Raw genomic sequence first — 14,302 nt, 5'->3', positions numbered from 1 at the left:
ACATCGACCCCCACCAAGAACCCCGCCGCAACACCCTCCACACCATGCGCACCTGACAGGCCGGCGCTGCTCAGCCCTGGCGGGCGGGGCGGATGGTGATGTCGCCGATCTCGACGTCCTCCGGCTGCTCGATCGCGAACGCGATGGCGCGCGCGACGGCGTCCGGGCTGATGCCGAGCGCCGCCATCGCCTGCTGGGCCTGCTCACGCTGCTCAGGGTCGTCCACGTAGTCGACCAGCTCGGTCTGCACGAACCCCGGCGAGATCGACGTCGTGCGCAGGACGCCGTCGGTCGACTCCTGGCGCAGGGCTTCGAGCAGCGTGCGCACGGCGTTCTTGGTCCCGGCATAGACAGCCTGACCTGGCACGATCTTGATTCCCGACGTCGAGATCGTCGTAACGAGATGCCCATGGCCCTGGCTGCGGAACACCGGCAGCGCCGCGGCGATCCCGTGCAGCACACCACGCAGGTTGACGTCGATCATCGCGTCCCAGTCGTCCACGTCGAGCTTCTCGACGGGCGCGATCCTCGCGACTCCGGCGTTACCCACCAACACATCCAGCCGCCCGAACCGCTCCACAGCCAACGCCACCAGTCGCTCAAGGTCGACGCGTTTCGTGACGTCGACGTCCAGCAACTCGGCGCGCCCACCCGCGTTCCGGATCCGCTCCACGACGGACTCGAGCCGGTCCGTGCGCCGGGCGCCCAGGACCACGGCCGCCCCGCGGGCCGCCAACTCCACCGCCGTCGCCGCGCCGATCCCGCTGCTCGCGCCGGTTATCGCGACGACCTTGCTGTCCACACCACTCATCGAGAGGTCTCCTGCTCTAAGGTGACAGTTGTCCGGTTACGTCTTCCACTGTACCGGACAACTGTCCGCTTAGGGGAGGTGCTGTGACGGGTCGTGAGCTGAGGTCGGATGCCGTGGCCAACCGGGACCGCATCGTCGAGGTCGCGCGGGCCGAGCTGCGCAGGTCGAACGGTGCGGTCGCCGAGCTGAAACTGCACGGCATCGCGAAGTCGGCGGGTGTCGGGCAAGGAACCCTGTACCGCCACTTCCCGACTCGCGAGCACCTGCTGGCCGCGGTTTACAGCCAGGAGTTGACCCAACTCGTCGACACCGTCGAGCCGCTCCTCGCGGAGCGCCCGCCGCTTCGCGCACTGACCGCCTGGCTGGAACGGGTGGTCGAGTACGCGCGCGTGAAGCGCGGCGTCATGGCGGTGATCGAGGCCTCGGCGTGGCAGGACCTCTATGCGGGGCAGCATCACCGGCTGGACGAGGCACTCGCGACGTTGCTCTCGCGAGGCCAAGCCGCCGGCGACGTACGCCAGGGAATCGACGCGGCAGACGTGATCCTGCTACTGGGCGCCCTGTCGCGAATCCCCGAGCCGGAATGGGACACCCGCGCACCCACAGTAATAACGGTGATCGTCGACGGCTTGCGTTCTCGCTGAGAGAGAACTGCCGCCCCGCACTCCCGACGACCCACTCCCAAGACCGCCACCCGGCAACGCGAAGCGAGCCGTCCCGACGACCACACCCCTCCGCCGCTCCGATCCCCAGCCTGCTTTTGCGATCTTGGGGCTGGGTCAAGGTACTCTTTCCCGCCTTGACGCAGCCCCAAGATCGCAAACACTCACCGATCGGGGCGGCGGAGGGGTCCACACAGCGCGCCCTGCGCGCGTCCGTTGCTGCCCCAAGCCGAGCAACCACAAGGCCGAGGGACGCCGTCCCTACTTCAAACCTGATCGGACGAAGGCGTTCACGATGTGCCGTTGCAGTACCAGATACAGTGCGAAAACCGGCAAACATGCCAGTCCGGCCACGGCCATCAGCGGGCCCCAGTCGTTGCCTTCCGTGCCCATGAAACTCCGCAAACCCAGTTGTAGCACGGCATTGTTCCGCTGGAGCACCATCGCGGGCCAGAAGTACTCGTTCCACGAGTTCACGAACAGCAGGATGGTCAGCGCCGCCAGTGCGGGACGCAGGTTGGGCACCACGACCGTCCACAGTGTCGCCCACGATGAACGGCCATCCATTTTGGACGCTTCCAGCAGCTCCTTCGGGAACCCGTCCAGATGCTGCCGCAGCATGAGCACGCCGAGCGCCGAGCACAGGTTCGGGATGATCACCCCGGCCAGCGTGTTCAGCAGCCCGAGCTGGAACAGCAGCACGTAGTTGGGCAGCATCGTGACCTGGAACGGCACCAGCCAGGTCCCGACGAACGCCAGGAAAAGTGCGCGCTGCAAGGGAAAGCGCCAAGCGGCGAAGGCGTACGCGGCCAGGAGGCCGGTCAGCAGCTGGCCGAAGGCGGTCAGCAGGGCGACGATCATCGTGTTGCCCAGTAGCCCGGCCACGTCGACCTTGCCCGCCGCGTCCGCGTAGTTGCCGAGGGAAAGCGGCCACGGGAACGGCCGGAGCGAGAGTACGTCACCCGGCCGCCGCAGTGAAGTGGCGTAGAGCCAGTAGATCGGGAACACGCACAGCACGCCGAGTACGGCGAGCACCGCGTGCCCCCGGATCGTCCGCCACCGTTCGCCCACGCTCGTCTCCTCAGTTGTCGTGGAAGGTCAGCCGCTCGGAAAGCCACACGAGGATCGCCGCTACCACACCGAAACCGATGAACAACAGCATCCCCGCGGCGGCACCGAGACCCGCGTCGTAGCTGTGGAAGCTGTAGTCCCACAACAGGTAGTAGACGTTCGTGGTGGCATCGGCCGGGCCGCCCTGGGTGAGCGTGTCGATCAGCGGGAACGTCCACTGCGCCGACAACAACACGGTCATCAGGGTCAGGAACACCAGTGTCGGCGAAAGCAGCGGCAGCGTGATCCACCGCGTGATCTGCCAGCGCGAAGCCCCGTCCAGCTGCGCCGCCTCGGCGTAGTCGCCGTTGATGTTGGCCAGCCCGGCGGAAACCACCAGCACCGCGAAACCCACCAGATGCCAGCCGGTGATCAGCACGATCGCCGGATTCGCCGTGGTGATCTCGTGCAGCCAGTTCGCCGACGTGCCCAGCAGCCGGTTCACCGCGCCCGCGCCCGGGTCCAGCAGCCACTGCCACACCGCGGCACTCGCCACCGGAGCCACGAGCATCGGCGAGAAGACCAGCGCCTGGTACACGCTCCGCGCCCGGCCCTTGATCCGCTTGCTCAGCAGGCCGACGAGCACCGGGATGCCGATCGTGAACGGCAGCAGCCCGCCGATCACGAACAGCGTCCGCGTCACCGACTGCCCGAGCGCGGGCAGCTGCAGGAGCCGTTCGTAGTTGGCGAAACCCGCCGGCACCATCGGCTGCGTCGGCAGCAGATTCCACGAGTAGAACGACAGCTGCGCCGTCTGCACCAGCGGCCGGTAGGTCCAGATCACCAGCAACGCCAACGCGGGCGCCAGGTACAGGTACGGCGGCGCGGCCCGCAAGAGCCGCACCGGCAGCGACGGCCTTGCCACACGGGGCACGGCCACCGCCACCGGCGCGGGGATCTCGACGAACGTCACTTGCCGCCACCGGGCATCAGCGACACCGCCTGGTTCTTCGCCGCGGTGAGCGTGGACTGCGGGTCCGCGCCCTGGTAGACGGACTTCTCGACGGCGTCCATCATCCCGTCCCGGATCTGCAGATAGCTGTTGCCGGGGAAGGAGGTCCAGGGCTCCATCCTGGCCAGCTGCTCGACGTTCGGCTTGATCATCGGGTTCTTCGCGGCCCACGCCTGCAGCCCGTTCGGGTCGTCCAGCAGGCCGGTGCGCAGCGGCAGGTAGCCGATCTTGCTGGCGATCGTGGTGTAGGCGTCCTCACTGGTCAGGAACTTGATCAGCTCCCAGGCCGCGCGCTGCTTGGCCGCGTCGTTGGACAGCACGAACAGTGAGGCACCCGAGTTGGTCGGCACGGTCGGCTTGCCGTCGAAGCTCGGCATCCGCGCCGCGCGCAGGTCCCATTTGTCCTTGGCGCCCTTGGTGAACGTGGCCTGGATCGCGCTGGTCTCCAGGATCATCCCCAGGTCACCGCGCGCGAACTCCTCGTAGCCCTGCTGCTGCGTCAGCTTCGGGGTACTGCCGGTGTTCACCATGTTCTGCGCCATCTTCACGACGTCCACGTTGGTGGCGTCGTCGAAGGTGAGCGTCTTGCGGTCCTCGCTGAGCACGCGGCCGCCGTCGGAACGCACCAGGCTCTGGTAGCACCAGTCCTTCGCGGTCTTGGTCAGGCAGTCCAGGTAGGCGCCGTCCTTGTGCGTGACGTTCTTGATCGCCTGCGCGTCCTGCTGCACCTCGGCCCACGTCGTGGGCGGTTTGCTCGGGTCGAGTCCGGCCTGCTGGAACAGGGTGGCGTTGTAGTAGAGCACCGGGGTGGAGAACACGAACGGCACCCCGTAGGTCTTGCCTTCCCAGTCGCCCAGCGTGCGGGCGGCCGGGGCGTAGGGGTACTTCGCGCCGTCGAAGTTGGCCTGCACGGCTTCCTTGCCGACAACGTCGTCCAGCGGCTTCGCGCCGAGGCCGTGGATGGTGAAGTCGAGGTCGGAGAAGCCGAGCTGCGCGACATCGGGCGGGCTGCCCGCGGCCATCTGCGCCTGGATCGAGGAGATCGTGTCGGTCGCCGGGTTGGGGCTGTTGCCCTGCGGCTTCTGCGCCTTGACGTGGATGTTGGGGTGCGCCTGCTGGAACTTGCCGATCAGCTCGTTGAAGGTGTCGGTCCAGGCGCCGGCCTGGCCGAAGTTGTAGCTCTCGAACACGATCGACACCTGCTGGTCGGCCGCGAGCTCGGGGGCGCGGGCGACCGTGCTGGTCTGCCCGGCGTCCGTGCTGCCGAGGCCGCAGGCCGTAGCCGTGAGCGCGGTGACGACCGCGAGCGCGGCCACTTTCCGTTTCATACCTGGAACTCCTTTGTCGGGGCGGGGGAAAGCGAGGGAGCCCAGAGCAGCCGCCTGCCGCTGTCGCGGTGGAACAGATGCACGTGGGCGGGGTCGGTGGAGAGGCTGACGTCGTCACCGGCGGCGAGCCCGAGCGGGCGCGGGCCGCGCACGCAGACCCGCGTGTCGCCGACCGAACAGTGCGCGACCTCTTCGCTGCCGAGGTTTTCCAGCAGGCGCACGATTCCGCGCAGGTCGCGGCGTTCTCCGCCGAGGCGCAGGTGCTCGGGCCGGATCCCGAGGGTGACCTCGGTTTCCGGCAGCTCGGCGGTGATGCCGAGCGGAACCTCGAGCTCGGACGCCACGGCGAACAGCGAACCGCCGCGGCTGACGAGTGTGGCGGGCAGCAGGTTCATCGCCGGCGCGCCGAGGAAGCTCGCGACGAAGGTGGACGCGGGCTCGTCGTAGACCTGCGCGGGGGTGCCGACCTGTTCGAGTTTTCCCTTGTTCAGCACGGCGATCCGGGTCGCCATGGTCATCGCCTCCACCTGGTCGTGGGTGACGTAGACGAACGTGGTGCCGAGCCTGCGGTGCAGCTCGGTCAGCTCGGAGCGGGTCGCGGTCCGCAGTTTCGCGTCCAGATTGGACAGTGGCTCGTCCATCAGGAACGCGCCGGGATCGCGCACCAGCGCCCGGCCCAGCGCCACCCGCTGCCGCTGCCCGCCGGACAGCTCGCGCGGTTTGCGCTCGAGGAAGTCGGCGAGGTCCAGGACCTTCGCGACCTCGTCGACCTTGTCGCGCGCCTGCGCCTTCGACCGGCCGCGGGCGCGCAGCGGGAACCCGATGTTGCGCGCGACCGAAAGGTGCGGGTACAGCGCGTAGCTCTGGAACACCATGGCGAGGTCGCGGTCCCGGGGCGGGGTGTGCGTGATGTCCTTGCCGTCCAGGGTGATCCGGCCGGCGGTCAGTGGGGCGAGCCCGGCGATCGCGCGCAGCAGGGTCGACTTCCCGCACCCGCTCGGGCCGAGCAGCACGAGGAACTCCCCGTCGCCGATGTCGAGGCTCACCTCGTCCACGGCGGCGACCCCGCCGAACCGTTTGGTCGCCCCTTCGAGCTGGATCCGGCTCACCGAATGGCCTCCCGTGCGTTTTCCGTGATCACTGCGATGCCCCGGGATCACACCATCGCGGGATGTATCGCAGGTGAACGGGCGGACACGAGTGAAATCGGCAAAACCGCTGATCAGAGCCCGGAACAGGGATTATCGAAATCGCCTGCGCATCGATCGGCGAGCCGAATCACGGGCGGCCATCGGAATTTCCGATCGGTTGAGAACAATCGCCTTCGAGAGGGCATTCCGGCCGGAAGCCCGCGGTTAGCGTGAATCAGTGACTCCGCGCCCCCGGCTCGTGCTGACCCTGGTCTGCGTCGCGACGTTCCTGGTGTATCTGGACACCAGCATCACGCCCGTCGCGATCCCCGCCATCGACGCCGATCTCGGCGCCGGGGAGACCGCCGCCCAGTGGCTGCTCGACGCTTACACGCTCGCGTTCGCGTGCCTCCTGCTCACCGCCGGTTCGCTCGGCGATCGCCTCGGCCGCAAGACGGTGCTGCTGCTCGGGACGGCGGGCTTCACGCTCGCGTCCGTCGCGTGCGCGCTCGCCCCGGACATCGGGTTCCTCATCGGGGCCCGTGCCACGCAAGGCGTGTGCGCCGCGGCCGTCGTTCCGCTTTCGCTGGCCGTGACGTCGTCCCTGTTCGACGACGCCCGCGCCCGCGCGACGGCCATCGGCGTGTGGGGCGGCACCAGCGGTGTCGCGCTCGCGCTCGGGCCGCTGCTCGGTGGGGTGCTGGTGCAGGCGTCGGGGTGGCGCGGCATGTTCTGGATCAACCTGCCGATCGGGCTGGTCGCCGTACTCGGTCTGCTGTGGACGATGCCCTCGGTGGCCCCGGCGGGCGGGCGTCGGCTGGACTTCGCCGGGCAGATCCTGTTCGTGCTGGGCGGTTCCGCGTTGACGTTCGCGCTCATCGAGGGCGGTTCGTACGGCTGGGGTTCGGTGCCCGTCGTGGCGCTGCTGGCCGGGGGAGTGGTCGCGCTGGCCGTGTTCGTGGGGTGGGAACTGCGCGCGCCCGCGCCGATGCTGCCGCCGCGGTTGTTGCGGATCCCGGCGGTCGCCATCGCTTGCGCGGTGAACTTCCTCGGGCTCTTCGGGCTCTACGCGGTGTTGTATGTGGTGACCGTGTATCTGCAGGACACGCTCGGGCTTTCCCCGCTGGGAACCGGTTTGCGGTTCCTCGCCCTGTTCGGTTTCCTCGGCGTCACGGCGATTTTCGCTTCGTCGGTGGTGGCCAGGCTGGGCACGCGGCGCACGATGGTGACCGGCCTGGCGTGCATCACGACCGGCCTCGCCGGGCTCACGCTGCTGGAGACCGGGGTGCCGTATCCGGGCTATGGCTGGGCTTTCGTGTTGCTGGGCGTCGGGATCCCGTTGTCCGGCGGGGTGGTCGCGATCCAGGCGATGATGGGCGCGGTCCCGCCGTCCCTCGGCGGCACGGCTTCGGGCACGATGAACACGTTCCGCCAGTTCGGCGCGGTGTTCGGGGTGGCGCTGGCCGGGATCCTGCCCACGCCGACGATCACTTTCCTGGTGGCGGCCGCGGGCGCTTTGCTCGGTGTGGTGGCGGTCCTGATGCAGCGAACCGCGGTGGCGGAGCCGGTACCGGCACCCGTGAGCTGACGCCGGTCGATGCTCTGCGGTCCGGTGGCTGGTGTTCGCGTTCAGTTCCGCAACCGGACTCGGACAAAGGACCCGGCCAGCCCCAGGAGACCGAGAGCGATCAGCGGGAACACCCAGGCTCTACGCGCCGCGACCGCGGCGTCGCAGGCTCGCTGGTTGTCCAGATCGAAGCCGTGGTTGGCGGCTAGGGGAACACCGCACGAGAGCTGTCCAGCCGAAGTCGGGTGGGAGAAGTCGAAGTTCGAGACGATTCCCGTTGCGTGCACCTGCCACACCATCCCGAGCACCGCGACCACGAGGATCACGGCCGCGACGATGCGAGACCAAGGCTCGTGATGCGTGTTCCCGGAAGCCGGCGGCTTCCGGGAACGGTACGCTGTAACAGTCCTACGCCGGAGGTTTCCCCTCCACCAGCCACGCCGCCACGGCGGGGGCGATCACGTCGCTGTCCTTGATCCACGCGAAATGGTCGCGGTGCGCCACCCCGGAATCCGCGTCGATGTGCCACTTCGCGAGTTTCGCCGCCGGGATACGGCCGCCGAGGAAGTCCACATTGGACTTCGGGCCGAGGGTGTCCTCGTCCAGTGAGATCAGCAGCACCGGCAGGTCCAGTGCCCTGAGCAGCACGTTGTAGTTGCGCGACGTGCCCTTCGGCCGGTACCGGCTGGTCAGCGAGTGCCGCGACCAGTCGATCATCACGCCACCCGCCATCGCGCCCGGGATCAGCACGCCACCGGGCCACCAGCCCTTGACCCGCGAAACCAGCCCGATCCACTGGATCTTCCCCAGCGCTTCGGCCCACCGGCGCGGGCCGAAGGCGCGCCAGAACACCGTGCCCGTCCCGATCGTGGCGACACCGGCGATCTGGTCCCGGTGCGCGCTCGCGTACAGCAGCGCGACCTGCCCGCCGAGGCTGTGCCCGAACAGGTGCAGCGGCGCGCCCGGAAAACGCTCCTGGAGCGCCCGCACGATCGCGGGCAGGTCGACCTCGATCAGCTCCCGGTACCCGAAATCCGGGCCCTCGCGCAGCGCGGGCTTGCTTTCGCCCTGCGCGCGCAGGTCGACGGTCGCCGCGGTGAGGCCGGCTTCCCGCAGCGCCTTGGCCATCGGCAGGTAGAACTTCGCCTTCATCGCCATCGCGGGCAGCAGCAGCACGACCGGCGCGGCCGGGTCCTGGTGCGGCAGCAGGCGGACCACGAAGGACTGGCCGTCCGCGGTCGTGACGTCCAGTGATTCGAGCTCGGAGAACATCCCGTCGCCTCTCAGGAGGTGGTGCAGACGTACTCGAAGGTGAACTTGGCGACCAGCACGTCCTTCTCGTCGTACAGGTGCGCCCGGCCGTCGAGGTCGAAGCGGCCGCCGCCACCGGCGATGATCGCCCGCGCGTCGCGCTCGTCGACGGTGGCGACGGCGCGGATCCGGCCGATCGCGGGCTTGCGGAACGCCGAGCCCGCCGTGCGCAGCACCAGCATGTCCACAGTGGACAGTGCGGGCGCGACGGCACCGACGAACGCGCACGCGCCCGCGATGTCGGCGGCCAGGAACTGGGCCCCGGCATGCACGGTGTTCAGGTGGTTGCGCAGGTGCGGCTCATCCGGGATCTCCACGACCGCCCGCTCCGGGGCGATCCCGGTGATCTCGATCCCGGCGTGGTTGCCGAAGGGCACCAGCGTCGAGGAGATCTCGCGCAGCTTGTCGTAGTCGGGCTCGCCGGTGACGGCCGCGGCGAACGCGGCGGAGAACGTGAGAGCGGTGTCTGTCATGGGTTTTCCCCTCAACGATGGGTGCGCAGCACACGCCGCGCGATGGACCAGCGGAGCACTTCGGACGGACCCTCGTAGATGCGGAACGCCCTTGCCTCGACCAGGAACCGCGCCACCAGGTGGTCTTCGGTGACGCCGAGCGCCCCGTGCAGCTGGACGGCGCGGTCCAGCACCCGCCACACTGCTTCGGAGACGAAGGTCTTCGCCACCGACGCGAGATGACGGGCGGGCGAACTCGCGGCTCCTTCTTCGTCGATCGCCGTGGCGGCGCGCAGGATCAGCCCGCGCGAGGCCTCGATGTCGATTTCGTTGTCGGCCAGCTGTGCCTGCGCCATCCCGTGGTCGGCGATGCGCGCGCCGAACGACTCGCGCCCGGAGATGTGCCGCGCGGTCAGCTCCTGCGCGCGGACGGCGAGCCCGAGCCAGTTCATGCAGAACGTCAGCCGTGACGGGGCGAGCCGCACCTGCGCGTACTCCATGCCCTGGCCGACTTCGCCGAGCACCGCCTCGTCGGGCACGAAGCAGTCGGTGAAGGTGACCTCGCAGTGCCCGCCGGGCGCGCTGGTGTGGTCCAGCGTCGGCATCCGGCGGATCACCCGGAACCCGGGATTGTCCTTGTCCACCAGGAACATCGTCGGCCCGTCCTCGGTGCGCGCGACGCAGATGACGAACGCGGCCCCGTCGGCGCCGGTGGTGAAATGCTTGGCGCCGTTGATGATCCAGCCACCAGCCACCTCCTCGGCGGTGGTGCGCAGCATGCCCGGATCCGAACCGGCGCCGGGCGCGGGCTCGGTCATCGCGATCGCGGAGCGGACTTCGCCGGAGGCCAGCGGGGCGAGGTAGCGTTCGGCCTGCGTCGCGTTCGCGGCGTGAGCGAGCAGGTGGATGTTGCCGTCGTCGGGAGCCCAGCAGTTCAGCGCGAGCGGGCCGATCAGGCTGGTGCCCGCGGCTTCCAGCACCACGGCCTGCGCACGGGTGTCGAGGCCGAGCCCGCCGTACTGCACGGGCGAAAGCGGCCCGAACACCCCGGCTTCCTTCGCGGCCTTCTGCAGTTCGAGGCGGAGCGCGTCGTCCATCGGGCGGCTGTCGGCGACGATCTCCCGTTCGACGGGGAAGACGACTTCGGTGACGAAACGGCGAGTACGGTCGGCGAGTTCCCGCGTGTCCATGCGCCCAGTCTCGCCCCGCGCCCGCGCGGCGCCGGGACTTCATTGTGAAAACCAATCGGGCGAGTCGGATGTCGGCGCGCACGGCGAATCGGCCGCGTTCTTCGTGACGCTGGAAGCGTTTCGTGGAGCGAGGAGGGTACGTGCGAACGGTCCGGGTTACGGCGAAAACCTTACTGGCCGAAGAAGTGGCGTCGATCGAGCTAACCGGCGGTGACCTGCCGGCGTGGGCTCCCGGTGCCCACATCGACGTGGAGGTCCGGCCCGGGCTGGTGCGGCAGTACTCGCTGTGCGGCGAACCCGGCGCGCCGTGGCGGATCGCGGTGCTGCGCGAGGATCCCGGCCGCGGCGGCTCGCGGCATCTGCACGACGAGGTGCGGGTCGGCGACGAGCTGCGCGCCGGTGAGCCCCGCAACAATTTCCCGCTCACTCCATCGCCGGAATACGTGTTCGTCGCCGGTGGGATCGGGATCACGCCGTTGCTCCCGATGCTCCGCGAAGCCGACGCCGCGGGCGCCTCGTGGGAGCTGTACTACGGAGGGCGCCGGCGGGACCGGATGGCTTTCCTCGACGAGCTTTCCCGGTACGGCGAACGCGTGCACGTGCTCCCCGAGGACGAACACGGTTTGCTGCCGTTGAAGGAAATCTTCGCGGCGAGCGACGCCCCGGTGTACTGCTGCGGCCCGGAACCCTTGCTCGCGGCGGCGGAAAAGGTCTGCCCGCCAGGACGATTGCGCGTGGAGCGGTTCCACGCTCGTGAGCAAAGTGGACCTTCGGCCGGGTTCGAGGTGTCCGCCGGTGGCCGCACCATCCCGGTCGGACCGGAAGAGTCCATTTTGGACGCTCTCGATGCCGCGGGCATCCCGATGCCGTCCTCGTGCCGCGAAGGAACCTGCGGCAGCTGCGAGACCCCGGTGCTGGAAGGGGAAGTGGACCACCGTGATTCGGTGCTGTCCGAAGAGGAACGCGCGGCGGGCAAGACCATGATGGTTTGTGTGTCCCGCGCCCGCTCGCCGCGGCTCGTGCTGGACCTCTGACAGGCGATAGGCGCCGCCAATCGATCATTCGATCTTCGCCGTTCGTGGCTGCCCGGCGGGCGCGCAACGGTCATGCTGCCAGGAAGCCAGCGCGGGCCACCGGCCGCCGGTGCACGCGCGGGGAAACGACATCGGCAGATCGGAAGGCACGTATGCAGCTCACCGTTCTCGGATGCCGGTCGGGGATGCCCGCCGGTGGCCACCCGAGTTCCGGCTACCTCGTGGACACCGCGCGGACGCGGATCCTCCTGGACTGCGGGCCCGGCATCGCCACCGCGCTGTCCGCGGTCACCGGGCCCGCCGCGCTGGACGCCATCGTCATCAGCCACCTGCACGCCGACCACTGCTACGACCTGCTGCCGCTGGGCAAGATCCTGATCTCGGACTCGCTGCGGTTCCCCGGCGGGCCCGACCCGGTCACCGAGGAGCTGCGGCCGGTGCCGCTGTTCGTACCGGCCGGGGCGCGGGAGCTGTTCGCCCGCTGGGCGGGGCTGTTCCCGGTGACGTCGATGCCGATGCTCGACCAGGCCTTCGAACGCGCCTTCGCGGTGCGCGAGTACGAGTCGGGCGACCGGTTCGAGATCGGCGACGCCACGGTCGGCCTGCACGAGCTGAAGCACGTGCTGCCCAACTGCGGGATCCGCGTGGAGAGCGGCAGCCGGACGATCGCGTACACCGGCGACACCGGCGTGACCGATGCGACGACGAAGCTCGCGGCGGACGCCGATCTGCTGCTCGCCGAGGCGACGCTCAGCGTCCCGGATCAGACCGATCACGGGCACCTGTGCGGCGGCGACGCCGGGCGCATCGCGGCCCGCGCCGGGGTGGGGGAGCTGATGCTGACGCACTTCTGCTGCACCGAACCGGAGTGGCTGGACGCGCTGCGCGCCGACGCGGCGAGTGAGTTCGACGGCCCGATCCGGCTCGCCAGGCCGGGCGAGGTCGTTCAGGTGCCTGTGAGGTGAAAGCCCCATGGTGGGGCGGTGTTCGAGACCGCCCCACCGGTGTATAACGACCTACACGGCGCCGCTCTCACGCGCCGGCGCCGCCGTCCACCGGGACGATCGCGCCTGTCACCATCGAAGCACGATCGCTGAGGAGCCAGGCGGCCACCTCGGCGACCTCGCGGGGTTCGGCCATCCGGCCGAGCGGGCTCGACGCCTTGATGTGCTCGACGATGCCGGGCGTCGCCGCCTCCCATGCGTCGATCATCTCCGTCGCGGTGCCGCCGGGGGTGATGCCGTTGACCCGGATGCCCTGTGCCGCCCAGGTCACGGCCGCGGTCTCGGTGATGCTGTTGAGCGCCCGTTTCATGGCCCCGTAAGCGGGAAGCGCGGGGTTCGCGCGGCGGCTGCCGATACTCGAAGTGTTGACGATCGCCCCGCCGCCGTGTTCGCGCATCAGCCCGGCTTCGGCGGTCATCGCGGTCCAGTGCCCGCGGAAGTTCACCGCGAACTGCCGGTCGATGTCCTCGTCGCTCGTGGCGTCGAGCGGGCCGGGCTGCTGGATCGCGGCGCCGTTGTTGAAGGCGCCGTCGAGCCGCCCGTGCAGCTGCCCGATGTGGTCGACGGCGGCGCGCACGCTCTCGTTGTCGGCCAGATCCACCGCCACGGAATCGGCGACGCCGCCGTCCGCGCGGATTTCCTTGACGAGGAGGTCGAGTGCGGCGGTGCCGCGGGAGGCGAGTACGACGGAGGCGCCTTCGCGGGCGAAGAGCCGGGCCGCGGCCGCCCCGATTCCGCGGCTGGCGCCGGTGATGAACACGACCTTGCCGGTGAGCAGGCCGCGAGGAGTGGTGTCGATTTCGGTCATGTCCCCAGTGCAGTCCGGCGGCCGCGCCGGAGGCAGGCACAGGCGGTACCAGGATCCGCCGCCGCGGGGCGGGCAGACTGGAGGTATGGACAAGCACGAGCTCGGGGCGTTCCTCCGCAGCCGCCGCGAGCGGCTCCGGCCCGACGACGTCGGCCTCCCCTCGGGGCCGCGTCGCCGCACGCCGGGGCTGCGGCGCGAGGAGGTGGCCGTTCTCGCGCACATCTCGACGGAGTACTACGTCCGGCTCGAGCAGGGCCGCGCGCCGCGTCCGTCGGGCGAGGTCCTCGCCGGGATCGCGGTCGCGCTGCGGCTCACCGACGCCGAGTCCGACCACCTGCACGTCCTCGCGGGCACGGCGCCGAACCGCACCGGGCTGCACCGCCGCGACGTCCGGCCGAGCATCCTCGCGCTCATCGAGCGGCTGCCGCAGACGGCCGCCTTCGTGATCTCCGCCGCGTTCGAGGTGCTCGCGTGGAACGAGCTCGCGGCCGCGCTGATGGAGGACTTCGGCAAGCTCGCCCCCGAGGACCGCAACCTCGCGCGCCGCGCGTTCCTCGGGCCCGCCCACCCCGGCACGAGGCTGTACGGGATCTCGGATCTCGCGGATTTCCGGCACCACGTGGTGATGGAGCTGCGGGCCACCTTCGCCCGCTACCCGTCCGACCCGGCCGTGGCGGGGCTGGTCGCGGACCTCCGCGAAGGCAGCCCCGACTTCGCCCGGCTCTGGGAGCGGCACGACGTGCAGGCCGCGCCGGTGCTCCGCAAGACGTTCCGGCATCCGGCGGTCGGGGAGATCACCGTCGACTGCGACAGCCTCATGCTCTCCGACCGCGACCAGCACCTGGTGCTCTACAGCGCGCCAGCCGGCTCCCACGACGCCGAAGCCTTGGCACTGCTGAACGTCCTCGGGACGGAAGCACAGCTCTAGCACCGAAGGCCCGGC

General features: G+C 69.7%; 15 protein-coding genes. 5 read left to right on the top strand and 10 right to left on the bottom strand.

What is annotated here, in order from left to right:
- Nucleotides 1-70 precede the first annotated feature (70 nt).
- Nucleotides 71-811 (bottom strand): SDR family oxidoreductase, encoded by a 741-nt coding sequence (locus tag FPZ12_RS29405; RefSeq protein ID WP_144755748.1) that lies wholly within the window; start codon nucleotides 809-811, stop codon nucleotides 71-73.
- Between the two features lie 83 nt (nucleotides 812-894).
- Here FPZ12_RS29405 and FPZ12_RS29400 point away from each other — a divergent pair, with 83 nt between their 5' ends.
- Nucleotides 895-1,455 carry a TetR/AcrR family transcriptional regulator gene (locus FPZ12_RS29400; protein ID WP_144755745.1) on the top strand — a complete coding sequence of 187 codons (561 nt, stop codon included), beginning with the start codon at nucleotides 895-897 and terminating at the stop codon, nucleotides 1,453-1,455.
- Nucleotides 1,456-1,734: 279 nt separating this feature from the next.
- On the opposite strand, the gene FPZ12_RS29395 is transcribed toward FPZ12_RS29400, so the two are convergent.
- The 4 genes from FPZ12_RS29395 to FPZ12_RS29380 are packed head-to-tail and all read right to left on the bottom strand — an operon-like array spanning nucleotide 1,735 to nucleotide 5,972.
- Nucleotides 1,735-2,544, bottom strand: coding sequence for a carbohydrate ABC transporter permease (locus tag FPZ12_RS29395; RefSeq protein WP_144755742.1), 810 nt, complete (start codon nucleotides 2,542-2,544; stop codon nucleotides 1,735-1,737).
- A 10-nt stretch (nucleotides 2,545-2,554) separates the two neighbouring features.
- Nucleotides 2,555-3,496: a carbohydrate ABC transporter permease gene (locus FPZ12_RS29390; protein WP_208026061.1), complete on the bottom strand. Its 942-nt coding sequence runs from the start codon at nucleotides 3,494-3,496 to the stop codon at nucleotides 2,555-2,557.
- Nucleotides 3,493-4,863 (bottom strand): ABC transporter substrate-binding protein, encoded by a 1,371-nt coding sequence (locus tag FPZ12_RS29385; RefSeq protein ID WP_144755738.1) that lies wholly within the window; start codon nucleotides 4,861-4,863, stop codon nucleotides 3,493-3,495. Before FPZ12_RS29385 ends, FPZ12_RS29390 begins: the two co-directional genes overlap by 4 nt.
- A complete protein-coding gene (locus FPZ12_RS29380) occupies nucleotides 4,860-5,972 on the bottom strand; it encodes an ABC transporter ATP-binding protein (RefSeq protein ID WP_144755735.1) in 1,113 nt (370 codons plus the stop codon). Before FPZ12_RS29380 ends, FPZ12_RS29385 begins: the two co-directional genes overlap by 4 nt.
- Nucleotides 5,973-6,231: 259 nt before the next feature.
- Here FPZ12_RS29380 and FPZ12_RS29375 point away from each other — a divergent pair, with 259 nt between their 5' ends.
- Nucleotides 6,232-7,581: an MFS transporter gene (locus FPZ12_RS29375; protein WP_144755732.1), complete on the top strand. Its 1,350-nt coding sequence runs from the start codon at nucleotides 6,232-6,234 to the stop codon at nucleotides 7,579-7,581.
- 41 nt (nucleotides 7,582-7,622) lie between these two features.
- On the opposite strand, the gene FPZ12_RS29370 is transcribed toward FPZ12_RS29375, so the two are convergent.
- From FPZ12_RS29370 to FPZ12_RS29355, 4 genes are all read right to left on the bottom strand, one after another.
- Nucleotides 7,623-7,886, bottom strand: coding sequence for a hypothetical protein (locus FPZ12_RS29370; RefSeq protein WP_144755729.1), 264 nt, complete (start codon nucleotides 7,884-7,886; stop codon nucleotides 7,623-7,625).
- Nucleotides 7,887-7,968: 82 nt separating this feature from the next.
- Nucleotides 7,969-8,832 carry an alpha/beta hydrolase family protein gene (locus tag FPZ12_RS29365; RefSeq protein WP_144755726.1) on the bottom strand — a complete coding sequence of 288 codons (864 nt, stop codon included), beginning with the start codon at nucleotides 8,830-8,832 and terminating at the stop codon, nucleotides 7,969-7,971.
- Between the two features lie 11 nt (nucleotides 8,833-8,843).
- The gene (locus FPZ12_RS29360) at nucleotides 8,844-9,344 is read right to left on the bottom strand and encodes a DUF4442 domain-containing protein (RefSeq protein WP_144755723.1); all 501 of its coding nucleotides are present in this window, start codon (nucleotides 9,342-9,344) and stop codon (nucleotides 8,844-8,846) included.
- A gap of 11 nt (nucleotides 9,345-9,355) precedes the next feature.
- A complete protein-coding gene (locus tag FPZ12_RS29355) occupies nucleotides 9,356-10,513 on the bottom strand; it encodes an acyl-CoA dehydrogenase family protein (protein ID WP_144755720.1) in 1,158 nt (385 codons plus the stop codon).
- Between the two features lie 140 nt (nucleotides 10,514-10,653).
- On the opposite strand from FPZ12_RS29355, the gene FPZ12_RS29350 reads away from it, so the two are divergent.
- Both FPZ12_RS29350 and FPZ12_RS29345 read left to right on the top strand, forming a co-directional pair.
- Nucleotides 10,654-11,547, top strand: a complete 894-nt coding sequence (locus FPZ12_RS29350; protein ID WP_208026060.1) for a PDR/VanB family oxidoreductase — start codon at nucleotides 10,654-10,656, stop codon at nucleotides 11,545-11,547.
- A 152-nt stretch (nucleotides 11,548-11,699) separates the two neighbouring features.
- The gene (locus FPZ12_RS29345; protein WP_144755708.1) at nucleotides 11,700-12,512 is read left to right on the top strand and encodes an MBL fold metallo-hydrolase; all 813 of its coding nucleotides are present in this window, start codon (nucleotides 11,700-11,702) and stop codon (nucleotides 12,510-12,512) included.
- A 67-nt stretch (nucleotides 12,513-12,579) separates the two neighbouring features.
- Here FPZ12_RS29345 and FPZ12_RS29340 read toward each other — a convergent pair whose 3' ends face one another.
- A complete protein-coding gene (locus tag FPZ12_RS29340) occupies nucleotides 12,580-13,359 on the bottom strand; it encodes an SDR family NAD(P)-dependent oxidoreductase (RefSeq protein ID WP_144755705.1) in 780 nt (259 codons plus the stop codon).
- Between the two features lie 85 nt (nucleotides 13,360-13,444).
- Between FPZ12_RS29340 and FPZ12_RS29335 the strand changes: the two genes are divergently transcribed.
- Nucleotides 13,445-14,287, top strand: a complete 843-nt coding sequence (locus FPZ12_RS29335) for a helix-turn-helix transcriptional regulator (RefSeq protein WP_144755702.1) — start codon at nucleotides 13,445-13,447, stop codon at nucleotides 14,285-14,287.
- Nucleotides 14,288-14,302 lie beyond the last annotated feature (15 nt).

The sequence above is a fragment of the Amycolatopsis acidicola genome (assembly GCF_007713735.2).
Taxonomy (GTDB): domain Bacteria; phylum Actinomycetota; class Actinomycetes; order Mycobacteriales; family Pseudonocardiaceae; genus Amycolatopsis_E; species Amycolatopsis_E acidicola.
Note: the sequence above shows the minus strand (reverse complement) of the source record. Positions and strands in the feature narration are given on the sequence as shown.

Excerpts from the sequence above, each read along its gene's own strand:
- FPZ12_RS29340 (WP_144755705.1), bottom strand. The coding sequence starts at position 13,359 with ATGACCGAAATCGACACCACTCCTCGCGGCCTGCTCACCGGCAAGGTC.
- FPZ12_RS29355 (WP_144755720.1), bottom strand. The coding sequence starts at position 10,513 with ATGGACACGCGGGAACTCGCCGACCGTACTCGCCGTTTCGTCACCGAA.
- FPZ12_RS29360 (WP_144755723.1), bottom strand. The coding sequence starts at position 9,344 with ATGACAGACACCGCTCTCACGTTCTCCGCCGCGTTCGCCGCGGCCGTC.
- FPZ12_RS29335 (WP_144755702.1), top strand. The coding sequence starts at position 13,445 with ATGGACAAGCACGAGCTCGGGGCGTTCCTCCGCAGCCGCCGCGAGCGG.
- FPZ12_RS29405 (WP_144755748.1), bottom strand. The coding sequence starts at position 811 with ATGAGTGGTGTGGACAGCAAGGTCGTCGCGATAACCGGCGCGAGCAGC.
- FPZ12_RS29385 (WP_144755738.1), bottom strand. The coding sequence starts at position 4,863 with ATGAAACGGAAAGTGGCCGCGCTCGCGGTCGTCACCGCGCTCACGGCT.
- FPZ12_RS29345 (WP_144755708.1), top strand. The coding sequence starts at position 11,700 with ATGCAGCTCACCGTTCTCGGATGCCGGTCGGGGATGCCCGCCGGTGGC.
- FPZ12_RS29365 (WP_144755726.1), bottom strand. The coding sequence starts at position 8,832 with ATGTTCTCCGAGCTCGAATCACTGGACGTCACGACCGCGGACGGCCAG.